Annotated in this window: 19 protein-coding genes and 1 tRNA gene; 10 read left to right on the top strand and 10 right to left on the bottom strand. The window is 34.9% G+C overall.

Translation table 11 applies throughout. The features are described 5' to 3' along the window. Positions 1–102: 102 nt before the first annotated feature. Both G508_RS0112990 and G508_RS0112995 read left to right on the top strand, forming a co-directional pair. Complete coding sequence (locus G508_RS0112990; RefSeq protein ID WP_026705736.1) at positions 103–708, top strand: hypothetical protein; 606 nt, start codon at positions 103–105, stop codon at positions 706–708. Between the two features lie 57 nt (positions 709–765). After that, positions 766–1,479, top strand: a complete 714-nt coding sequence (locus G508_RS0112995; protein WP_026705737.1) for a hypothetical protein — start codon at positions 766–768, stop codon at positions 1,477–1,479. 92 nt (positions 1,480–1,571) lie between these two features. Here G508_RS0112995 and G508_RS0113000 read toward each other — a convergent pair whose 3' ends face one another. Next, entirely contained in the window at positions 1,572–2,381 is an 810-nt protein-coding gene (locus G508_RS0113000) for a sulfite exporter TauE/SafE family protein (RefSeq protein ID WP_026705738.1), read from the bottom strand. 150 nt (positions 2,382–2,531) lie between these two features. On the opposite strand from G508_RS0113000, the gene G508_RS0113005 reads away from it, so the two are divergent. After that, positions 2,532–5,375 (top strand): PAS domain S-box protein, encoded by a 2,844-nt coding sequence (locus G508_RS0113005; protein WP_084625978.1) that lies wholly within the window; start codon positions 2,532–2,534, stop codon positions 5,373–5,375. A 130-nt stretch (positions 5,376–5,505) separates the two neighbouring features. On the opposite strand, the gene G508_RS0113015 is transcribed toward G508_RS0113005, so the two are convergent. From G508_RS0113015 to G508_RS0113025, 3 genes are all read right to left on the bottom strand, one after another. Next, positions 5,506–5,946 carry a DUF6526 family protein gene (locus G508_RS0113015; protein ID WP_245569870.1) on the bottom strand — a complete coding sequence of 147 codons (441 nt, stop codon included), beginning with the start codon at positions 5,944–5,946 and terminating at the stop codon, positions 5,506–5,508. Between the two features lie 375 nt (positions 5,947–6,321). Continuing rightward, positions 6,322–6,828 carry a pyridoxamine 5'-phosphate oxidase family protein gene (locus G508_RS0113020; RefSeq protein WP_026705741.1) on the bottom strand — a complete coding sequence of 169 codons (507 nt, stop codon included), beginning with the start codon at positions 6,826–6,828 and terminating at the stop codon, positions 6,322–6,324. A gap of 28 nt (positions 6,829–6,856) precedes the next feature. Then, positions 6,857–7,231, bottom strand: coding sequence for a SpoIIAA family protein (locus G508_RS0113025; RefSeq protein WP_026705742.1), 375 nt, complete (start codon positions 7,229–7,231; stop codon positions 6,857–6,859). Positions 7,232–7,438: 207 nt separating this feature from the next. On the opposite strand from G508_RS0113025, the gene G508_RS0113030 reads away from it, so the two are divergent. The 5 genes from G508_RS0113030 (at position 7,439) to G508_RS0113050 (ending at position 11,904) form a co-directional block, all read left to right on the top strand. Further along, on the top strand, positions 7,439–7,987 hold the full coding sequence (locus tag G508_RS0113030) for a type 1 glutamine amidotransferase domain-containing protein (protein ID WP_026705743.1): 549 nt from the start codon (positions 7,439–7,441) through the stop codon (positions 7,985–7,987). 109 nt (positions 7,988–8,096) lie between these two features. After that, positions 8,097–8,861 (top strand): dienelactone hydrolase family protein, encoded by a 765-nt coding sequence (locus tag G508_RS0113035; protein ID WP_026705744.1) that lies wholly within the window; start codon positions 8,097–8,099, stop codon positions 8,859–8,861. Positions 8,862–8,965: 104 nt separating this feature from the next. Further along, positions 8,966–9,928 carry a DUF3667 domain-containing protein gene (locus G508_RS0113040; RefSeq protein WP_026705745.1) on the top strand — a complete coding sequence of 321 codons (963 nt, stop codon included), beginning with the start codon at positions 8,966–8,968 and terminating at the stop codon, positions 9,926–9,928. 16 nt (positions 9,929–9,944) lie between these two features. Further along, the gene (locus tag G508_RS0113045) at positions 9,945–10,976 is read left to right on the top strand and encodes a M28 family metallopeptidase (protein WP_026705746.1); all 1,032 of its coding nucleotides are present in this window, start codon (positions 9,945–9,947) and stop codon (positions 10,974–10,976) included. A 4-nt stretch (positions 10,977–10,980) separates the two neighbouring features. After that, entirely contained in the window at positions 10,981–11,904 is a 924-nt protein-coding gene (locus G508_RS0113050) for an alpha/beta hydrolase (protein WP_026705747.1), read from the top strand. A 39-nt stretch (positions 11,905–11,943) separates the two neighbouring features. Here G508_RS0113050 and G508_RS0113055 read toward each other — a convergent pair whose 3' ends face one another. The 6 genes from G508_RS0113055 to G508_RS20505 all read right to left on the bottom strand — a co-directional run bounded on the left by G508_RS0113055 (position 11,944) and on the right by G508_RS20505 (position 14,882). Continuing rightward, complete coding sequence (locus G508_RS0113055) at positions 11,944–12,201, bottom strand: hypothetical protein (RefSeq protein WP_026705748.1); 258 nt, start codon at positions 12,199–12,201, stop codon at positions 11,944–11,946. A gap of 118 nt (positions 12,202–12,319) precedes the next feature. After that, positions 12,320–12,393: transfer RNA gene (locus G508_RS0113060), tRNA-His, on the bottom strand. A 64-nt stretch (positions 12,394–12,457) separates the two neighbouring features. Beyond that, positions 12,458–13,174, bottom strand: coding sequence for a bacillithiol biosynthesis deacetylase BshB1 (gene bshB1 / locus G508_RS0113065; protein ID WP_026705749.1), 717 nt, complete (start codon positions 13,172–13,174; stop codon positions 12,458–12,460). A 12-nt stretch (positions 13,175–13,186) separates the two neighbouring features. Beyond that, positions 13,187–14,251 carry an isochorismate synthase gene (locus tag G508_RS0113070; RefSeq protein WP_026705750.1) on the bottom strand — a complete coding sequence of 355 codons (1,065 nt, stop codon included), beginning with the start codon at positions 14,249–14,251 and terminating at the stop codon, positions 13,187–13,189. Further along, positions 14,244–14,678 carry a PaaI family thioesterase gene (locus G508_RS0113075; protein ID WP_026705751.1) on the bottom strand — a complete coding sequence of 145 codons (435 nt, stop codon included), beginning with the start codon at positions 14,676–14,678 and terminating at the stop codon, positions 14,244–14,246. Before G508_RS0113075 ends, G508_RS0113070 begins: the two co-directional genes overlap by 8 nt. 69 nt (positions 14,679–14,747) lie before the next feature. Next, positions 14,748–14,882 carry a hypothetical protein gene (locus tag G508_RS20505; protein ID WP_281170232.1) on the bottom strand — a complete coding sequence of 45 codons (135 nt, stop codon included), beginning with the start codon at positions 14,880–14,882 and terminating at the stop codon, positions 14,748–14,750. Positions 14,883–14,988: 106 nt separating this feature from the next. Here G508_RS20505 and G508_RS0113080 point away from each other — a divergent pair, with 106 nt between their 5' ends. Next, complete coding sequence (locus G508_RS0113080) at positions 14,989–16,569, top strand: hypothetical protein (RefSeq protein WP_026705752.1); 1,581 nt, start codon at positions 14,989–14,991, stop codon at positions 16,567–16,569. A 78-nt stretch (positions 16,570–16,647) separates the two neighbouring features. Next, entirely contained in the window at positions 16,648–17,295 is a 648-nt protein-coding gene (locus tag G508_RS0113085) for a DUF1579 domain-containing protein (RefSeq protein ID WP_026705753.1), read from the top strand. Positions 17,296–17,364 lie beyond the last annotated feature (69 nt).

A 17,364-nucleotide genomic window follows, 5' to 3' on the forward strand; every position in this document is an offset into this window, starting at 1 on the left:
CAGCAATCTACCCAATTTTGGGTGTATAGTCGCTACCGAGTAGCGGATATACACAAGTTGGTGGTCAGTTTAGCAGAACAGAAAATGGCAATAAAATAATAAATGAGTAAAAAACTTCAATTCATATTTGGCGGAATAATTATCTTGTCAATCTTGCTTGGATTATCAATTAAGAAGGTTTTTAAAAACGAGAATAAAAACAATGTAATTGAGAAGATAGAGAATACAGAAAATATTTCTAAAACAACTGAAACTGAAAATAAAAAATTCTTCATTGGAGACGTAAATAATGACAAAATAAACGATACAGCTTTTATATCTCTAAAACGAAACTTGGAAACGAACGAAATTGAATGCGGGAGAAAAAATTGTTCAATAAATGTTACTTTTTCTAAAAATATTCCCGAAATCAGTTTTGACCAAAGTTTAGGTCTCGTTATAATGAAAACTGAAGATTTGGATAATGACAAAGGAAATGAAATAATTATTTTTTCTAGAACAAATGAAGGTTGGTGGAATAACATTTATGTTTGGACATTCAAAAATGGAAAATGGAAAGAAATTGCAAAAACCAAAGGATTTATTTCTGAAAACAGGAATTTTGAAAACAGAATTGTAAAAGAAAAAAATCATTTTTATTTAGTTGGCGAAAATCAATGGAAAGAAAATAAAAATGGCGAATTTGAAAAAGTAAAAATCAGAATATAAAAAACCGAACCGCCAACACTTGTTATAAGAGATTTGGGCAATTGGCTTAATTTAAAAATGGTCTTGTACTTGGGAAGATTTGGCAAATCCGAAAGATTACGCATTTTTAATCCCAAACCTCTTGTAACAAGGGAACGTTACCCCATTAAAACCAAAACCGTGAAGAAAACCATTCTCCTTCTTCTATTTTTTTGCAGCTGTACTACTCCATCAACGTATTTCAGCGAACAAGAAAACATGTGGCTATATGTGAATCAAACAAAAGAAAACATCCACAGGCCTCTACAACTTGATTTGACTAAGGAATGGATTGCAAAGGCGGATAGCATCGGTTTGGAAAACTTTAAAATCAATGTCATTGGAAAAAAACATCTTTCTTTAGAGATGAATAACAAAAGTTTTTCTTTTGATGAAAATTGGATTGGCAAGAAAGAGAAAACCATCGAGACTTCAAAAAAACTAGAAGCAATTGCAAAACACCTTAGTATATCCAATAAAGAAGCAGAAGAACTAATAACGGTTTTTTTAGCTTTAGGACTTAATCGCTATTCAAACGAAAAAGAATATATCCTATTTGAAAATGAAACTTGGTTAACCTTCAGCAAGGGTTATCTATACTTTCCAAAAGAATACAAAATTGAAGTAAACGATACCATAAACCTAAAGGACTTGACAAAAGTAAACTCTCGTGTTGAGGGCTCGAAAAATTATATCATTAAAAACAAAATTGACAAGAATTGGTTGGAGTGGTTCCGTCCAACAGGATTATAAGGATAATTTGAAAAAAGGATTACAGGCATTTGGCAAGTTCAGGAGTAGGACTATTTTATAGCGTGTTTACACGAAAAAAATACAACTGCTATTTACTGATTCAAAAACAACTCCTTGATAATAATATAAACCCCCATTGCCAAGACAAACCATCCAAAGCCCACTTTGAGTGTGTCGCCAGAGATTTTTTTGGAGAGGTAGGTGCCGATAAATATTCCTATCACGGAGCAAAGGGTGAAAAGCACAAGCAAGTTCCAATCCATTGCAGTTGTATGCACGAGATCGCCTGCAAAACCAATAAGAGATTGTAAAGCAACGACAAACAACGAAGTACCAATGGCTATTTTCATAGGCATTCTCACGAGCAAGACCAAGGCAGGAATGATCAAGAAACCTCCTCCTGCTCCAACGGTTCCTGCCACAACACCAATGATCAAACCTTGAAGAACAATTTTTAAAAATCTATTTTTGATGGTGACACCTTCCTCCATCTCCTCCATATTATTTTGCATCATTTTTAAAGCTGCCATGATCATAACAATGGCAAATAGCACCATTATAGCAATAGGTTTGGTAAGTTCGAAACTACCAATGGTGAAGAGTGTTTCTGGAATATTGGGAACCAAATAGCTTCGCGTTAGAAAAACAGCCACGATGGAGGGAATTCCAAAAATGGCAACCGTTTTAAAATCTACTTCGTTGTTGATGGCTTTTTTGATCCCTCCAACAAGTGCCGAAAAACCTACAATAAACAAGGAATAGGCCGTTGCAAGTATGGGATTTACCGCCATGATATAAACCAATATAGGAACAGAAAGGATGGAACCTCCGCTTCCTATGAGTCCTAAAGAAATTCCGACCAGTACCGCTAAACAATACCCAACAATATGATAAATATCCATTTAATAGATGATGATTTGCATTATTTAGGCTAAAAGTACTATCAAAATTATAAATATCTATTATAAATTATCAGAATTATTGCATAGTGTATATTTTTTGCAAAATAAAAAAGCTACCTTTATTGCTATCTTTGTTACCCCAACTCTAAGATGAACTTACAAAAAAAATGGACCAATATTATTAACTGGTTGATCAAGAAGCCCAAAAGAACGAGCTATCTGGTCTTTTGTTTGTGTCTTATTATTTCCTACTTCGTTATTACCTTACGCTACGAGGTAAGTCATAGGAACCACGAACGGGAAATGTATGGCATTGTCCAAGGCGTTCATAAAAACATAGAGCAAACGCTAAAGGCTAGCTATACCAGTACACTAACTTTAGCTATGACCCTCAACCATCACGGAGAAGTGGAAAACTTTGAAAAGGTTGCGGCACAAATTGTAGCTTCTAATCCTCAAATTAGTGCGGTTCAGCTCGTTCCTGATGGCGTGATAAAATATATTTATCCCTTGAAAGGAAATGAAGAAGCCTTGAACTATGATGTGTATAGCAATCCAAATTTGCAGGAAGAACTCCAGAAATCGATAACCCTAAATGATATGTATTTTGCAGGACCTTTCCCTCTAAGGCAAGGAGACATGGGCATCGTGGGCAGGTATCCTATCTATCTTAAAGATAAATTATGGGGATTCTCGGCAGTAGTTATCAAATTTGACACTCTACTTGAAAATGCGGGAGTTAACGAAATTGATTCTTCAAAATTTTATTTTCAATTTGGGAAGGTCAATCCCAATACTAAAAAAGAGGAATTTTTTCTTCCAAACAAAGAAGACTTCTCTAACAAACATTTTAGTGAAGTGTCGTTCCCAGACGGAGATTGGAAAATTTATTTGATCAGTAAGAATGACGATTATCTATATGTAGCATTATTGCCACTCTTTATTTTATGTTTGGCACTAAGTACCTTATTAGCCATAACGATTGGGCTACTGCTCAAAAAACCTTCGGAATTATTGACATTGGCGCGAAAGCAACAAAGAAAATTAATCAAAAGTGAAACACGTTATCAAACTATTTTCAACCAAGCTGCTGTTGGTATAGCCAAAATCAATTTTATTACGAACGATTATATAGAGGTTAACGAACAATACTGCAAAATTTTTGGCTATACAGCCCAAGAAATAAAAAATAAAAATTTCAAGACCATTACCCATCCTGAGGATTTGCCTGAAACCCTGAGAATGCTCAAGCAGCTAGTGGATGGGAAAATAAAGAAAATTGTTGCCCAAAAAAGGTATATCCATGCCGATGGACATATCGTTTGGGCTCGGGTTACTATTTCTCCGCTTTGGATTGAGGGTGAAGCTCCTAAAACTGTTATTTCTGTTATAGAAGATATCACATCTACTAAAAAAGCCGAGGAAACTATTAAAAAAAGTGAGGAAGAATACCGTAGTCTTTTTGATGATTCTCCAATTGCTTTATGGGAGGAAGATTTATCGGATGTGAAAAATTATTTGGAAAGCTTAGGCTTGATGGGAAAAGATCGATCCACTGTCGAAACATTCTTAAAGAACAATCCGGACATTGTTGATGAATGTATTGCCTTGATAAAAATCATAAATGTCAATAACGAATGCCTCATACTGCACAATGCCTCAAGCAAGGAGGAACTAGTTGCAAATTTCCCTGCCATTATAAAAGCTGGAACCTTTCAAGCAATACGTGCAATTTTAATAGGAGTCACTCAAAAGCAACAAAAGGGAAAGATTGAAGGCAAAATTAATTTTCCTAACGGCAAAAGCAAAAATATTGCAATGACTTGGAACATCATCAAAGAATATAAAGACAACTTAGAACGTGTTATTATCTCGACTGAAGATATTACAGAAAGGAAGGCTTCACAAAAAATGATTCTTGCTTCCCAAAAGAGAATAGAATCCCTTATCAATACAATCGATGGAATTGTATGGGAATGTGATGCTGCAACTTTCAAGTTCAGTTTTATCAGTAAAAAATTAGAGAGCATACTAGGCTATACTGTCGAAGAATGGATGGAAAGTCCGAATTTTTGGATCGATCACATCCATCCTGAGGATCGCGAATGGACAGTTGATTTTTGCTCTAGTCAAACGGCACAACTCAAGCAGCATGATTTTGAATACCGCATGATTGCAAAAGATGGACGGATTGTATGGCTTCGGGATATTGTCAATGTAGTAATAGAAAATGACGGTTCGGTAAACCTGAGAGGTATCATGATTGATATTACGCAAAGTAAAGATATAGAAATCGAATTGAACAAATCCTTCTCGCTAGTAACAGAACAAAACAAGCGTTTGCTTAATTTTTCCTATATCATTTCACACAATCTTCGCTCGCATACCAGCAATTTGCAATCATTATCTAATTTGATTAAGGATGCCGAAAGCGAAAAAGAATTACAGGAATTGATCCCTTTGCTTGGTTCAGTATCCGAATCATTAAATGAAACCATGCACAATTTGAATGAAGTGGTGAATATTCAAACCAGTATCAATCTAAATATCGAGCCTCTGGATTTAAGAAAATACATTGACAAGACACTTCATGATTTATCCCATGAAATCGAACTCAGAAGCATAACCGTCAATTGCCATGTAGAGAAAGGAACAATAATCATGTATAATCCTGCCTATCTCGAAAACATTTTGATCAATTGTATCTCGAACGCCATTCGCTATAGCGATCCAGAAAAAGACTCCTTCATCAACATCCGTAGCTATGTCGAAAACAACAAGACCGTGCTCGAAATTGAAGATAATGGATTGGGAATCGACATGCAAAAAAACAGTCACAAGCTTTTTGGGATGTATAAAACCTTCCATAATAATCCCGATGCCAAAGGAATGGGACTTTTTATTACCAAAAATCAAATTGATGCAATGGGAGGAAATATTACTGTCGATAGCACTCTAAAAGAAGGTTCTACTTTCAAGATTTACTTCAAATAATTATTCTTAAGCGCTTTTCATAGGTTTCAATCCATTTTTGAACTGTATTTTTTATCTTTAATTCTCCTAAATGTTCAAACGGAATATCATTCATTTTCTTGAATCGGATACACCTTTTTCAATTATAGGATTAAACTCTATGATGATCTGGAATCCAGTTCACTATACTTTTTTTAATTCTTCTGCTCGATAGATTCCCTTCCAATGTCTTTTTGACCAAACTTGGCAATTCATCGTCGGAAGCAAATCGGAGGGCAAAAATCTGGCTGTCGCGCAATTTATGTTCAATTAATTCAAATCGCTGATTAGTCAACACAAAGTAACGGTAACGCATCTCCAAACGGATGATTCTGTTTTGTAAAATCAAGGCATAATGTTGCCTCAGCATGAAACTCACCCAAATAATCAAAGCAATCAGTACCGAAATAAAACTCCAAAGCAATTTATCTTCTTTTAAAAATATAAACGTAATACTGCTAACCAAAAGCAGTGTTGCCAAGGGATAAAACACAAAATGATGAGCTGGATAAAATCGAATATGATTCGCGTAATTTTGTTTTTTTTTCATCATATAAATTAATAATTAAATTTTTAAGAAGTTAAAAATCAGTTAATTACAAAAATAAAATTGATTTGCAATCACTAAATTTTGTACCTTTATAATGTACTAAAAGTACAAAAGAATAAAAAAATTAAAGGTTAGTTACTTAAGGCAAAAACAACTAAGTTAGAATTAAAAATTCTTTCTTTTAAACTTAAAACCTTTTTCATAGGTTTGTTTTTTTTGTTTTAGTAAATGGAGAGGTCTTACTTATAGTGAGACCTCTTTTTTATTTTATACACTACGTAAATGTACTTTTTATTTTTAAAATGAAATAGCTAATTTCTATTTTGGCATAAAAAAGACTCCCAAATATGAGAGCCTTTTGACGTAAGTCTAAAAATTTTAAACAGATAACTTTCCTTCTACTCCATCATCCATCGTTTTGCCTATAATCGCTCCAGCAGCAATTTTTAACATCGAGACCATCTTTCCATTTTTGGTATCCCAATAATATACAAATTCAGGTTGTACTCTCAAAACAGTCAAGTTCGGGTCATCTTTTCCTTCTGTAAACCAGGCTTTCGCCAATGGACTCCACTTGTCCTCAATTGTGGTTTTATCTTTATAGATAAATGCTTTTCCATACACACTCAAATATTCCGAATCCGAAACATTAGAGAAAAGTAACTGAACCGACTCATCCTGGCGAATTTCGAAGTTCTTGTTACTATCTGCAGAACTCAAAAACCACAAATTTCCCATTTCATCAACTTCCTGAACACTCATCGGTCGGGTTGAAAAAGGTGTGTGGTTCAAATCAGTACAAAACATACAAATCCTACTGGCTTCGGCCAATTTTTTCAATTTTGCAACCGCTTTCTCATTGGTTAAATTCTTTAAATCACTCATAGCTTTTTTTATTTTTTATTATTATTCTTTATTCTAAATCAATTTTTTCTGATGTCCAATCTACTGCAAGGTCATATTCAGCTTTTGGGAACACCTTAAATTCTCCTGGCATCACTTTGCTGAAAATGGTAGTGAAATTATCTACTGTTTCAGAATCAGAGATAATGGATGCTCGATTCCACTTCGTTAAATTTTGAATTCCCAACAAAGCATCTTGCAACCAAGCTCCAATGGTGAAATCCGAAGGAGAGCTGTGTAGATATAAAAGGTAGTTGAGTTTTCCTGTTCTTTGGACCGTTTCAGCAACTTTGGTTTTAACAATTTCGAAATCTTCCTTCGTTACTTCACCCAAAGCTCTAAAACCAACCATATTGATGGGTAAATCTGGGATTTGTTGTATCATGATACTAATTTTTAGGGGTTGTTTCAAAATTAGTTCTCTCATGTTCCAATATGTTATAGCATTCATCTTAAAAAATATAAAATCTCTATTTTACCCTTTTTTGATTAACAAACATTATGATAATATTAGTATCGCTTTATATATCAAAGCATTAAGCAAGTTGTAATTTTATATAAATCAAATTAATACAAATTAAAAAACTTTATTATGAAAAAGAGAATTGCAATTTTAGCCACAAACGGATTTGAAGAAAGCGAATTGAAATCGCCAAAAGATTTTTTAGAACAACAAGGTTGGACAGCCGACATTGTGAGTCTAAAAAGCGGAACAATCAAAGGCTGGAAAGACGGAAATTGGAGTGATGAATTTGAAGTAAATTATACTTTGGATGAGGTTTCTTCAAAAGACTACAACGCTTTGGTTTTACCTGGTGGCGTGATCAATCCTGATCAGTTGAGAAGAGATGAAAAAGCAGTTTCTTTTGTGAAGGATTTCTTTAGCGAAAACAAACCGGTTGCAGCAATTTGCCACGGACCACAAATTCTGGTTGATGCAGAAGTTCTAGAGGGAAGAAACGTAACCTCGTTTTCATCTATCAAAAAAGATTTGCTCAATGCCGGAGCTGTTTGGACAAACGAAGAAGTTGTAGTAGATAACGGATTAGTAACCAGCCGAACTCCTGATGATCTTCCCGCTTTCAACAAGAAAATGGTGGAAGAAATCAAGGAAGGTAAACACGAGTTACAATCGCGATAGTTACAAAGGTTGGTGATTAAAGCAGGGTTCTGGTGCATAATTGTATCAAACCCTGCTTTTTTATTAGAATTTTGAACGATATTTGTATAAACCCCTACATTTTAAATTTATGAAAAACAAACTTTCAATAATGGTTTTAATGCTTACAATGATTGGAAATGCACAGCTAAAAGCGGTTTCTTATACAGATGGTGAGCAAAAACTGAATGGCTTTGCAATCGCTCCTGAGAAAAGTATGAAATCCAAACCTGGCGTTTTAGTACTTCCTGCTTGGAAAGGAATTGACGATCATTCTAAAGAAGTGGCTCAAAATCTTTCTAAACTTGGTTATTATGCATTCGTTGCAGATATTTATGGCGAAGGAAATTATCCAAAAGATGCCAAAGAAGCTGGTGAAAAATCGGGATTTTATAAGAAGAATTATAAGGATTATCAAAAAAGAATTCAATTGGCACTACAACAATTGATTAAGGCTGGAGCCAATGCTAACAATATCGTGGTCATTGGATACTGTTTTGGAGGAACAGGAGCCTTGGAAGCCGTTCGTGCCAATATGAATATAAAAGCTGGTGTTTCATTTCATGGTGGTTTGGGTAAAGAAGCTGGACGATTCAATAACATCTTGCAACCAAAAGTTTTGGTTTTGCATGGAGCCGATGATTTCTTTGTTCCGCAAAAAGACATCGATGCTTTCCAAACCGAAATGCGCGATGGAAAAGCCGATTGGCAAATGATTTATTATGCTGATGCGGTTCATGCTTTTACTGAAAGAAGTGCTGGAAACGATAAATCGAAAGGTGTAGCTTATAATGAAAAAGCTGATAAACGTTCTTGGCAACATTTACTTTTATTTTTGCAGGAAGTGCTTGAATAAATTTTAAAATTAAGCTGCAAAATTCAATTTAGTTTCTCTTTTTTTGTTAGTTTTAACAATTCATTGTTAGTACACCCAAAACTTAGAAATTAAATTGTTTTTTTATGGGACATGGTCACGTTAGAGTAGATAAAACCTGCCTGAATTGCAATCACGTTGTCGAACATCGCTTCTGCCCCAACTGTGGTCAGGAAAATATCGATACTCGAAAAACGTTTCATCATCTGTTTGTTCATTTCTTCGAAGATCTGACACATTATGAAAATTCCTTTTGGAAAACCATCCGAAATTTAATTCTAAAGCCAGCTTCGTTAACCAAGGAATATCTTTCAGGGAAAAGGATGTCCTATTTGGCACCTGTTCGTTTGTATATCTTTATCAGTTTTGCCACTTTCTTAACCCTATCTCTTGCACCAGACATAGAGCTAGAGAATGGTCCTGTTCAACTAAAGGGAGAAAACAATCAAGATATCAAAGCATCTCTTGATACTTTGAATTTTAAAAACATGAACATGTATAAGGATTTAAAAGCATTAGATTCTTCTCAAGCTTATACTCCCGAAGAAGAAAAGATGCCTGAATTTATTCATGAAACTTTGAAAAAATCATTGCATGTATTAGAAAACAATTCTCCAAATGAGTTAGAAGAAAAATTCAAAGAATCATTTATTCACAATTTTCCAAAAGTTTTATTTATTTATATGCCAATTTTTGCCTTCTTTTTATGGCTGTTTCACAGCAAAAAAAAGTGGTATTACTTTGACCATGGTATTTTTACATTACACTATTTTTCTTTTCTTCTCATCACTTATCTTATTCTAACATTGGTTGACCTTCTATTATATGCCTTTGGTGAAAACATAATAGTTAATGTTCTATCAGGAATTATGCATTTTATAGGATTTGTTTGGGCATTTTATTATTTCTTTCCGGCCCATCATCGCTTTTATGGCTGTAGCCGACGAAAATCAGTTCTAAAAGGGACAATATTATTTTTTATCAATGCCTTTTTTATATCGCTATTATTAACTTTTTTTGCCGTTTATACCTTTATCAATATTCATTAAAAGCTCAAAAACAACTATGAAAAAAATTCTTATTCTTTGTTTGACCTTTCTCTTTCTTTCCTGTAAAAGCTCGGAAATCATTGCACAAAAACCCGATTATTCTAAAGTCGATGTTGCAAAATACATGAAAACCATCACTGCCGAAGAGTTAAAAAAACATTTGTTTATTGTAGCTTCGGATGAAATGGAAGGAAGAAACACAGGAAGCGATGGTCAAAAAAATGCTGGGAAATACCTGATTGGCGAATACAAGAAAAACAATATTTCCCATCCAAAAAAAGCGGATGGATTTTACCAAAAAGTACCTTCGGAATATATGTCAAGAGGTTTCAGTCCGAAACTGAATGATTCTGAAAACATCTGGGCTTTTATTGAAGGAAGTGAAAAACCCGAAGAAATATTGGTAATTTCGGCACATTATGATCACGTTGGGATGAAAAACGGCGAAGTATATAACGGTGCAGATGATGATGGTTCAGGAACTGTTGCCTTACTGGAAATTGCTCAAGCTTTTATGCAAGCCAAGAAAGATGGTTTTGGACCAAAACGTTCTATCCTTTTCCTTCATGTTACCGGAGAAGAACACGGTTTGCACGGTTCACGCTACTACTCTGACAATCCTCTATTTCCAATAGAAAATACGATTGCCGATATCAACATCGATATGATTGGACGTCGTGACGATGATCATAAAAACACCAATAACTATGTGTATGTTATTGGTTCGGATCGACTTTCGACTGATTTGCATAATATCAACGAAGAAGCGAATAAAAAATATGTAAACCTGGATTTGGATTACAGATACAACGATTTGAATGACCCGAACCGCTTCTATTACCGTTCCGATCATTATAATTTTGCAAAAAAAGGAATTCCATCAATCTTTTATTTTAATGGTGTCCATGCAGATTATCATAAAGAAAGCGATGAACCTGAAAAAATTGAATATGATGCTTTAGCGAAAAGAGCTCAACTCGCTTTTGTAACCGCTTGGGAATTGGCAAACAGAGAAAACAGACCGGTTGTTGATAAAGATGGAAAATAAGAACATGAAAAAAATAGCTTTACTTTTTTTACTGTTTTTCACTACCACATTTTTTGGGCAGGAATTGTATGTAAAACAGTATGGTACGGAAAAAGGAACTCCGATTCTTTTTCTACACGGAGGTCCTGGTTATAATTCGGCAGCTTTTGAAATTACAACTGCTCAAAAACTGGCTGATCAAGGTTTTTTTGTCCTTGTTTATGACCGTCGTGGCGAAGGAAGATCGGCAGATGTGAAAGCAAATTTTACTTTTGAAGAATCTTTTTCGGACATCGATGCTATCCTCGAAAAATATAAAATCAAAAAAATTTCGTTGATTGGTCATAGCTTCGGCGGAATTCTGGCAACATTATATGCTGAAAAGAATCCAACAAAAGTAAAAAACATCATTTTGGTTGGAGCACCAGTTTCACTTCAAGAAGCTTTTAAAAACATTATATCAAGATCAAAAAAGATCTATGAAGAGAAAGAGGACAAAGTGAGTTTGAATTATATTTCAATGCTCGAAAACATGGATCCCTCCACAATGCAATATGCTTCGTATTGTTTTGCTCATGCTATGCAAAATGGTTTTTATAGTCCGAAAAAGCGAACAGATGAAGCAAAAGCTATCTATGCCGAATTCCTGAAAAATCCTGATGCCAAATTAGCTTCAAAAATGACAATTGAAGCTCCACAAGGCTTTGCAAATAATGAAAAGTACACCACTATCGACTTGACCGAAAATGTAAAAAATCTGAAATCTAAAAAAATTCCGATTTACGGATTGTATGGAATGGAAGATGGACTTTTTTCAGAAAAGCAAGTAACCGATCTGCAAGGCATAATTGGGGAAAATAATTTATTTTATCTTGAAGATTGTTCTCATAATGTATTTATAGATCAGCAATCGAAATTTCTAGAAAAAGTCAAACTTTGGAACAAATAACTAAAAAAGCTCTGAAATTCAGAGCTTTTTTGTTGATTATTATTGAAGAGGTTCATTCTTTATAATCTCAATCTTTCCAAATTCTACAGTATCCGTTGTATCTTTTACAAGTAAGATTCCAAATACATTGATTGGAATATCAATCGGTTCTTCGGAGTTTTTAATTTCCTCCAAAATCCCTTCATAATTTTGAGGATGGATTGCGATTGTATCCCCTTTTTCCAATTTATGAACAAAAACATAATCCCTCAACGATTTGAAGGAGATTTCACTGCCAATAAAAACTTGCTGTCCCATAACTTTTTTTTATCTAATTTAGAAATTTAAATCCGAAATGGAACGGTATTTATGTTTTCGTTAAGGAAGTTCTACTAACAAAAAAAGCTCCAGATTTCTCTGAAGCTTTTTAATTAAGGGTGGATGACCGGGTTCGAACCGGCGACCCTCGGCACCACAAACCGATGCTCTAACCAGCTGAGCTACAACCACCATTTGTTTAACGAGTGCAAATATACAGCAAATCTTGATTACTGCAAATAAAAATTTAAAAAAATTATATCAAATCTCCTAAACTATTGACTGCCAAATATCTTTCTACAGTAAAACCTTCACCATAATCCGTTCCTATCAATCTACCGAGGTCTTGAGCACGATAATGAAGGCTGTCGAGGAAGTTTTTTGTCGCGATTGGTGTGGTTGGTTCCTTAGTATCGGGGTTATAAAATTGAGAATCGTATGCCATAATGGAATCAATTTTTTGGTCGATAAAACCCGAAATATCAACCACAAAATCAGGTTCGATATTTTTCCATTGAATGTAATGATACACCAATTTTGGTCGCCAAGCCTCTTGATTTTCTCCATCGAATGCAGTTTCAATTCTTCGTAAACCTGATAAAAAACAAGCATCTGAAACTAATTTACTTCCTTTTGCATGGTCAATATGTCGATCGTCAACGGCATTGCACAACACTATTTCAGGTCTATATTTTCGAATCATCTTGATGATTTCCAACTGATGCTCTTCATCATTTTGAAAAAAACCGTCACGCATTCTTAAATTTTCTCTAACTGCAACTCCAAGAATCTTGGCGGCATCACTAGCCTCTTTATCCCTAATTTCAGCCGAACCACGAGTTCCCAGTTCTCCACGTGTCAAATCGATAATACCTACTTTCTTTCCAAGACTAATTTCCTTCGCCAATGTTCCCCCACAACCCAATTCTACATCGTCCGGATGAGCCCCGAAAGCTAAAATATCTAATTTCATATACTTATATTTTTAAATCGGATCTAAAATCCTCATCATTGTTACTGCTTTATTGACCGTTTCAATATATTCTTTTTCAGGAATACTGTCTTTCGTTACACCACAACCAATATATAAATGTGCTTCGTTTTCCTTGACTTGCATGCATCTCAAATTCACAAACAAATCCGACTTGTTTTCGTTAGTTGCAAAATCCCTATTCAATTCACCTAAAAAACCCGAATAAAATCCCCTATCATATCCTTCATTTTCCAAAATAAAACCTCGGGAAATAACTTTTGGTAAACCACACACAGCAGGTGTAGGATGCAAAATCGATAACACTTTCTCTAAATTATTTTCAGGTTTTAATACCGCTTCGATATCGGTTTTAATATGAAGAATAGTTCCAGCTTTCAAAGTATAAGGTTCAGAAATTGATAATTCAGATGTAATATCTTTTAAACTATCCACTATAAAATCGGTCACAAACTTTTGTTCTTCTATTTCCTTTTCGCCCCAAATTACTTCCTTGTTTTCCTCAACTCTTTGAGTTCCTGCCAATGCAACCGTGTTGATTTTCAAGCCATCCGCTTTTAGCAATTGTTCAGGTGTTGCCCCAATCCACATTCCTACTTCCGGATGAAACCAGCAGTATTTAAAAGCTGTCGGATAGGTTTGCAACAATCTTTCAAAAATAACTGCAAAATCTAGATTTTCAACTGTTACAATTTCTTTTCGAGACAAGACAACCTTTTGAAAAGTTCCGTTTTCAATCGCATCAATTCCTTTTTGAACCAAGTTTTCAAATGCTTCTTTCCCTTTCTCATTCTCTAAAACAGGGTAATTATTTGAATTATTTTCTTCAAAAACAAAATCTGCAATCTTAATTTCCGATTGATTTTCAGGAATCAATATCTGCCTATTTCCATCAAAAGAAGCAAAAACAAAACCCGACTCTTCAAAATTTTGAGCAAAATACAATTCGTCGCTCTCTTGAAAAAGTCCTACAACCTTGACCTGATTTGGTTTGGAAAAAAGCACAAAAGGCAGTTTTTTCTCGAAATGTTGTTTTGCAAAATTCAAAAAATCAATCATTTGCATTACGTTTTGGCAAAATCATATTGGTCAATTTGCAAAGTGAAATCAGATTGTCATTTTCATCCGTAATCCTGATTTCCCACAAATGAATGCTTCTCCCCTTGTGCACAATTCTTGCCGTCCCATATACAATTCCGTTTCTTTTGCTTTTCAAATGATTGGCCGAAATCTCAATTCCCCGAACTTCCTGCTTCTCAGAATTGATATACAACATCGAAGCAGCACTCCCAACACTTTCTGCCAAAGCCACCGAAGCTCCACCATGAAGCAATCCCATTGGCTGATGAACATTAGGATTTACAGGCATTTTCGCTACCAGAAAATCTACTCCAGCATCAATATATTCAATTTCCAAAGTTTGCATCAGCGTGTTTTTTGAAAAATTGCGACACAAATTCAGTATTCTATCCTTATCAAAATCCATTTTTATAAAATTTTACTGCAAAAATAACCATAATTTACGAACTGCTTTCTTTTTTAAGAGCTAATCCCGCTATCCATTCCAAGTCCAGCTGTCCCGAACAACGGGACAACTGGAGCTTTCCATTACTATCGGGGCTAGCTTCGCCATTGGAACCAGTAGTTTCAAAATAAATCCTTTTTCTAAAATCAGTATTTCGGTTTTCATGCGTTATAAAGAAAATCCCGCCACAGATTCATATCACTAAAAATAAATAAATTCGAGAATTCGTGGCTAAGGACATTTTTACTATTTTTACCAAAATTCAACCAAAATGCGTAATTCCATTTTTATCCTTTTCATAGGAATAGTAGTTTCCCTAACTTCTTGCCGAAACGATTTCGACTTTGAAACCAGCAACGGAGGTTTGGGCTTTTCAAAAGATACCGTTTACCTTGATACCGTTTTTACCAATATTGGATCCAGCACCTATACCTTGATGGTTTACAATAAAAGCGACAAGGACATCAAAATCCCAACAATTGAATTTGCAAAAGGCGAAAACTCAAAATACCGTATGACTGTTGACGGAATGACAGGCAACAACAATAAAAAATTCAATAATGTAGAACTTCTGGCAAAGGACAGCCTCTACATCTTTATCGAAACTACTGCCGAAATCACGGATACTAATCCAGCCGATTTTCTCTATACTGACCAGATTTTATTTGATGCAGGAACCAAACAGCAAAAAGTTGAGCTCGTGACCTTGATTCAAGATGCCTATTTTATTTATCCTAATCGGGAAAATGGCATTTATGACTCCATTGAATATGGTCTGGATGAAAATGGAGAGGTTACCCGAGTTTTAGGCCGATTGCTGGAAGAAAATCATCCCAAAAACGGCAACGAATATGTTTGGGGCAACGACAAACCCTATGTGGTGTATGGTTTTGCAACCGTTCCAGAAAACAAGACCTTGACCGTAAATCCTGGTGCAAGAATTCATTTCCATGCCGATTCTGGCATAATTGTGCAAGAAGGCGGAACATTAAATGTAAACGGAGCTCCATCTACAACCGATGCATTAGAAAACGAAGTGATCTTTGAAGGAGATCGTCTTGAACCTGGTTTTGCCGATTTTCCAGGGCAATGGGCTACGGTTTATTTCCAAGAGGGAAGTAAAAACCACACCATCAACCATCTCACAATTAAAAATGCCCTAGTAGGGATGTTGGTTGTAAACAATTTCGAAAACCCTATGCAAATTAGTAATACCAAAATTTACAATTCAGCTGCCTACGGAATTCTAGCCCAACATGCCAAGATTGATGCCTTTAATATGGTCATCAACTCAAATTCGAGAGGGATTGCCAGTTTGGCTTGTATCTTGGGAGGCAACTATAATTTCACGCATTGCACTATCAATAATGAACGTTCCACTTCGAGCCATGTTTCGGTTTTGTTGAGCAATTTTGTTCTTAATGCTAATAATGAATCCGAAGCTTTACCTTTAACGGCAGCAAATTTTAACAATTGTATTATTTATGGTTCCAATAGCCGTCAGCTTTCAATCAATGAAGATGAATCGGAACCATTTGAATTTAAGTTTGATCATTGTTTGATTAAATTCGACAAAGCTGGAAATCAAGAATTAATAAATAGTCCGTTATATCAATTTGAGGATGGACTTCATTATATCAATAATTTGATTGCACGAAATTCAAGCGAATTCAAACCTGATTTTTTTAATACTGAAAAAAATCAGCTAATGATTGGGGATGATTCTGCTGCAAAGGATGCTGCCAATTTTAATTTTTCAACTGGTATTTTTGCAAACGATATTCTAGGAAATTCAAGAGAAAATCCTTCTGATATCGGAGCCTATAACGCCACGATTTTTTCTGAAGAATAAATTTATTTAATACAAATCATTTATTATACCTAAACAATTCTTAATTTTATAGCAAATAATCAATCAAAACTATAAATTATGAAAACAAATTACCTTTATTTGGGAGCTCTCTTAGTAGCATTTTCCTCTTGCAAAGAAACAGTAAAAGTGGATGTTACAACAGACAAAACTGACACCGTAGTTGTAGGATCACCTGAAACTCCAGAAGCACCAAAACCTGATTCAGCGACAGTTGCCAAAGCTTGGGAAGCCTACATGACGCCGTCAAAAGCTCACGAAATGCTAGCAAAAGATAACGGAACTTGGAATGCCGAAATGACTTTCTGGTCGCCAGACAGTCCAGAACCAATGAAATCTACAGCTGTTGCAACCTACAAGATGATTTTAGGAGGCAAATACCAAGAAGCAAACTACACAGGAGATATGATGGGAATGCCATTTGAAGGAAAAGGTACCGTGGCGTATGATAATGCAAAAGAAGAATTTATCTCAACTTGGATAGACAATATGGGAACCGGAATGATGGTAAGCAAAGGAAAATATGATGAAGCTTCTAAAACCTTAACTTTCACCGGAACTATGGTAGACCCAGTTACCAAAAAGGAAAAACAAATCAAGGAAATCATTACTTATATCGACAACGATAACCAAAAAATGGAAATGTTTGACGTTGCTAATGGAAAAGAATTCAAGTCAATGGAAATCCTTTCAAAACGAAAAAAGTAATTTATAAACTATAATCATAATCAGACCGCCATTTTTTGGCGGTTTTTTTATGTTGAAAACCAATTAAAA

The organism is Flavobacterium soli DSM 19725 (assembly GCF_000422705.1).
GTDB classification, from domain to species: Bacteria; Bacteroidota; Bacteroidia; order Flavobacteriales; family Flavobacteriaceae; genus Flavobacterium; species Flavobacterium soli.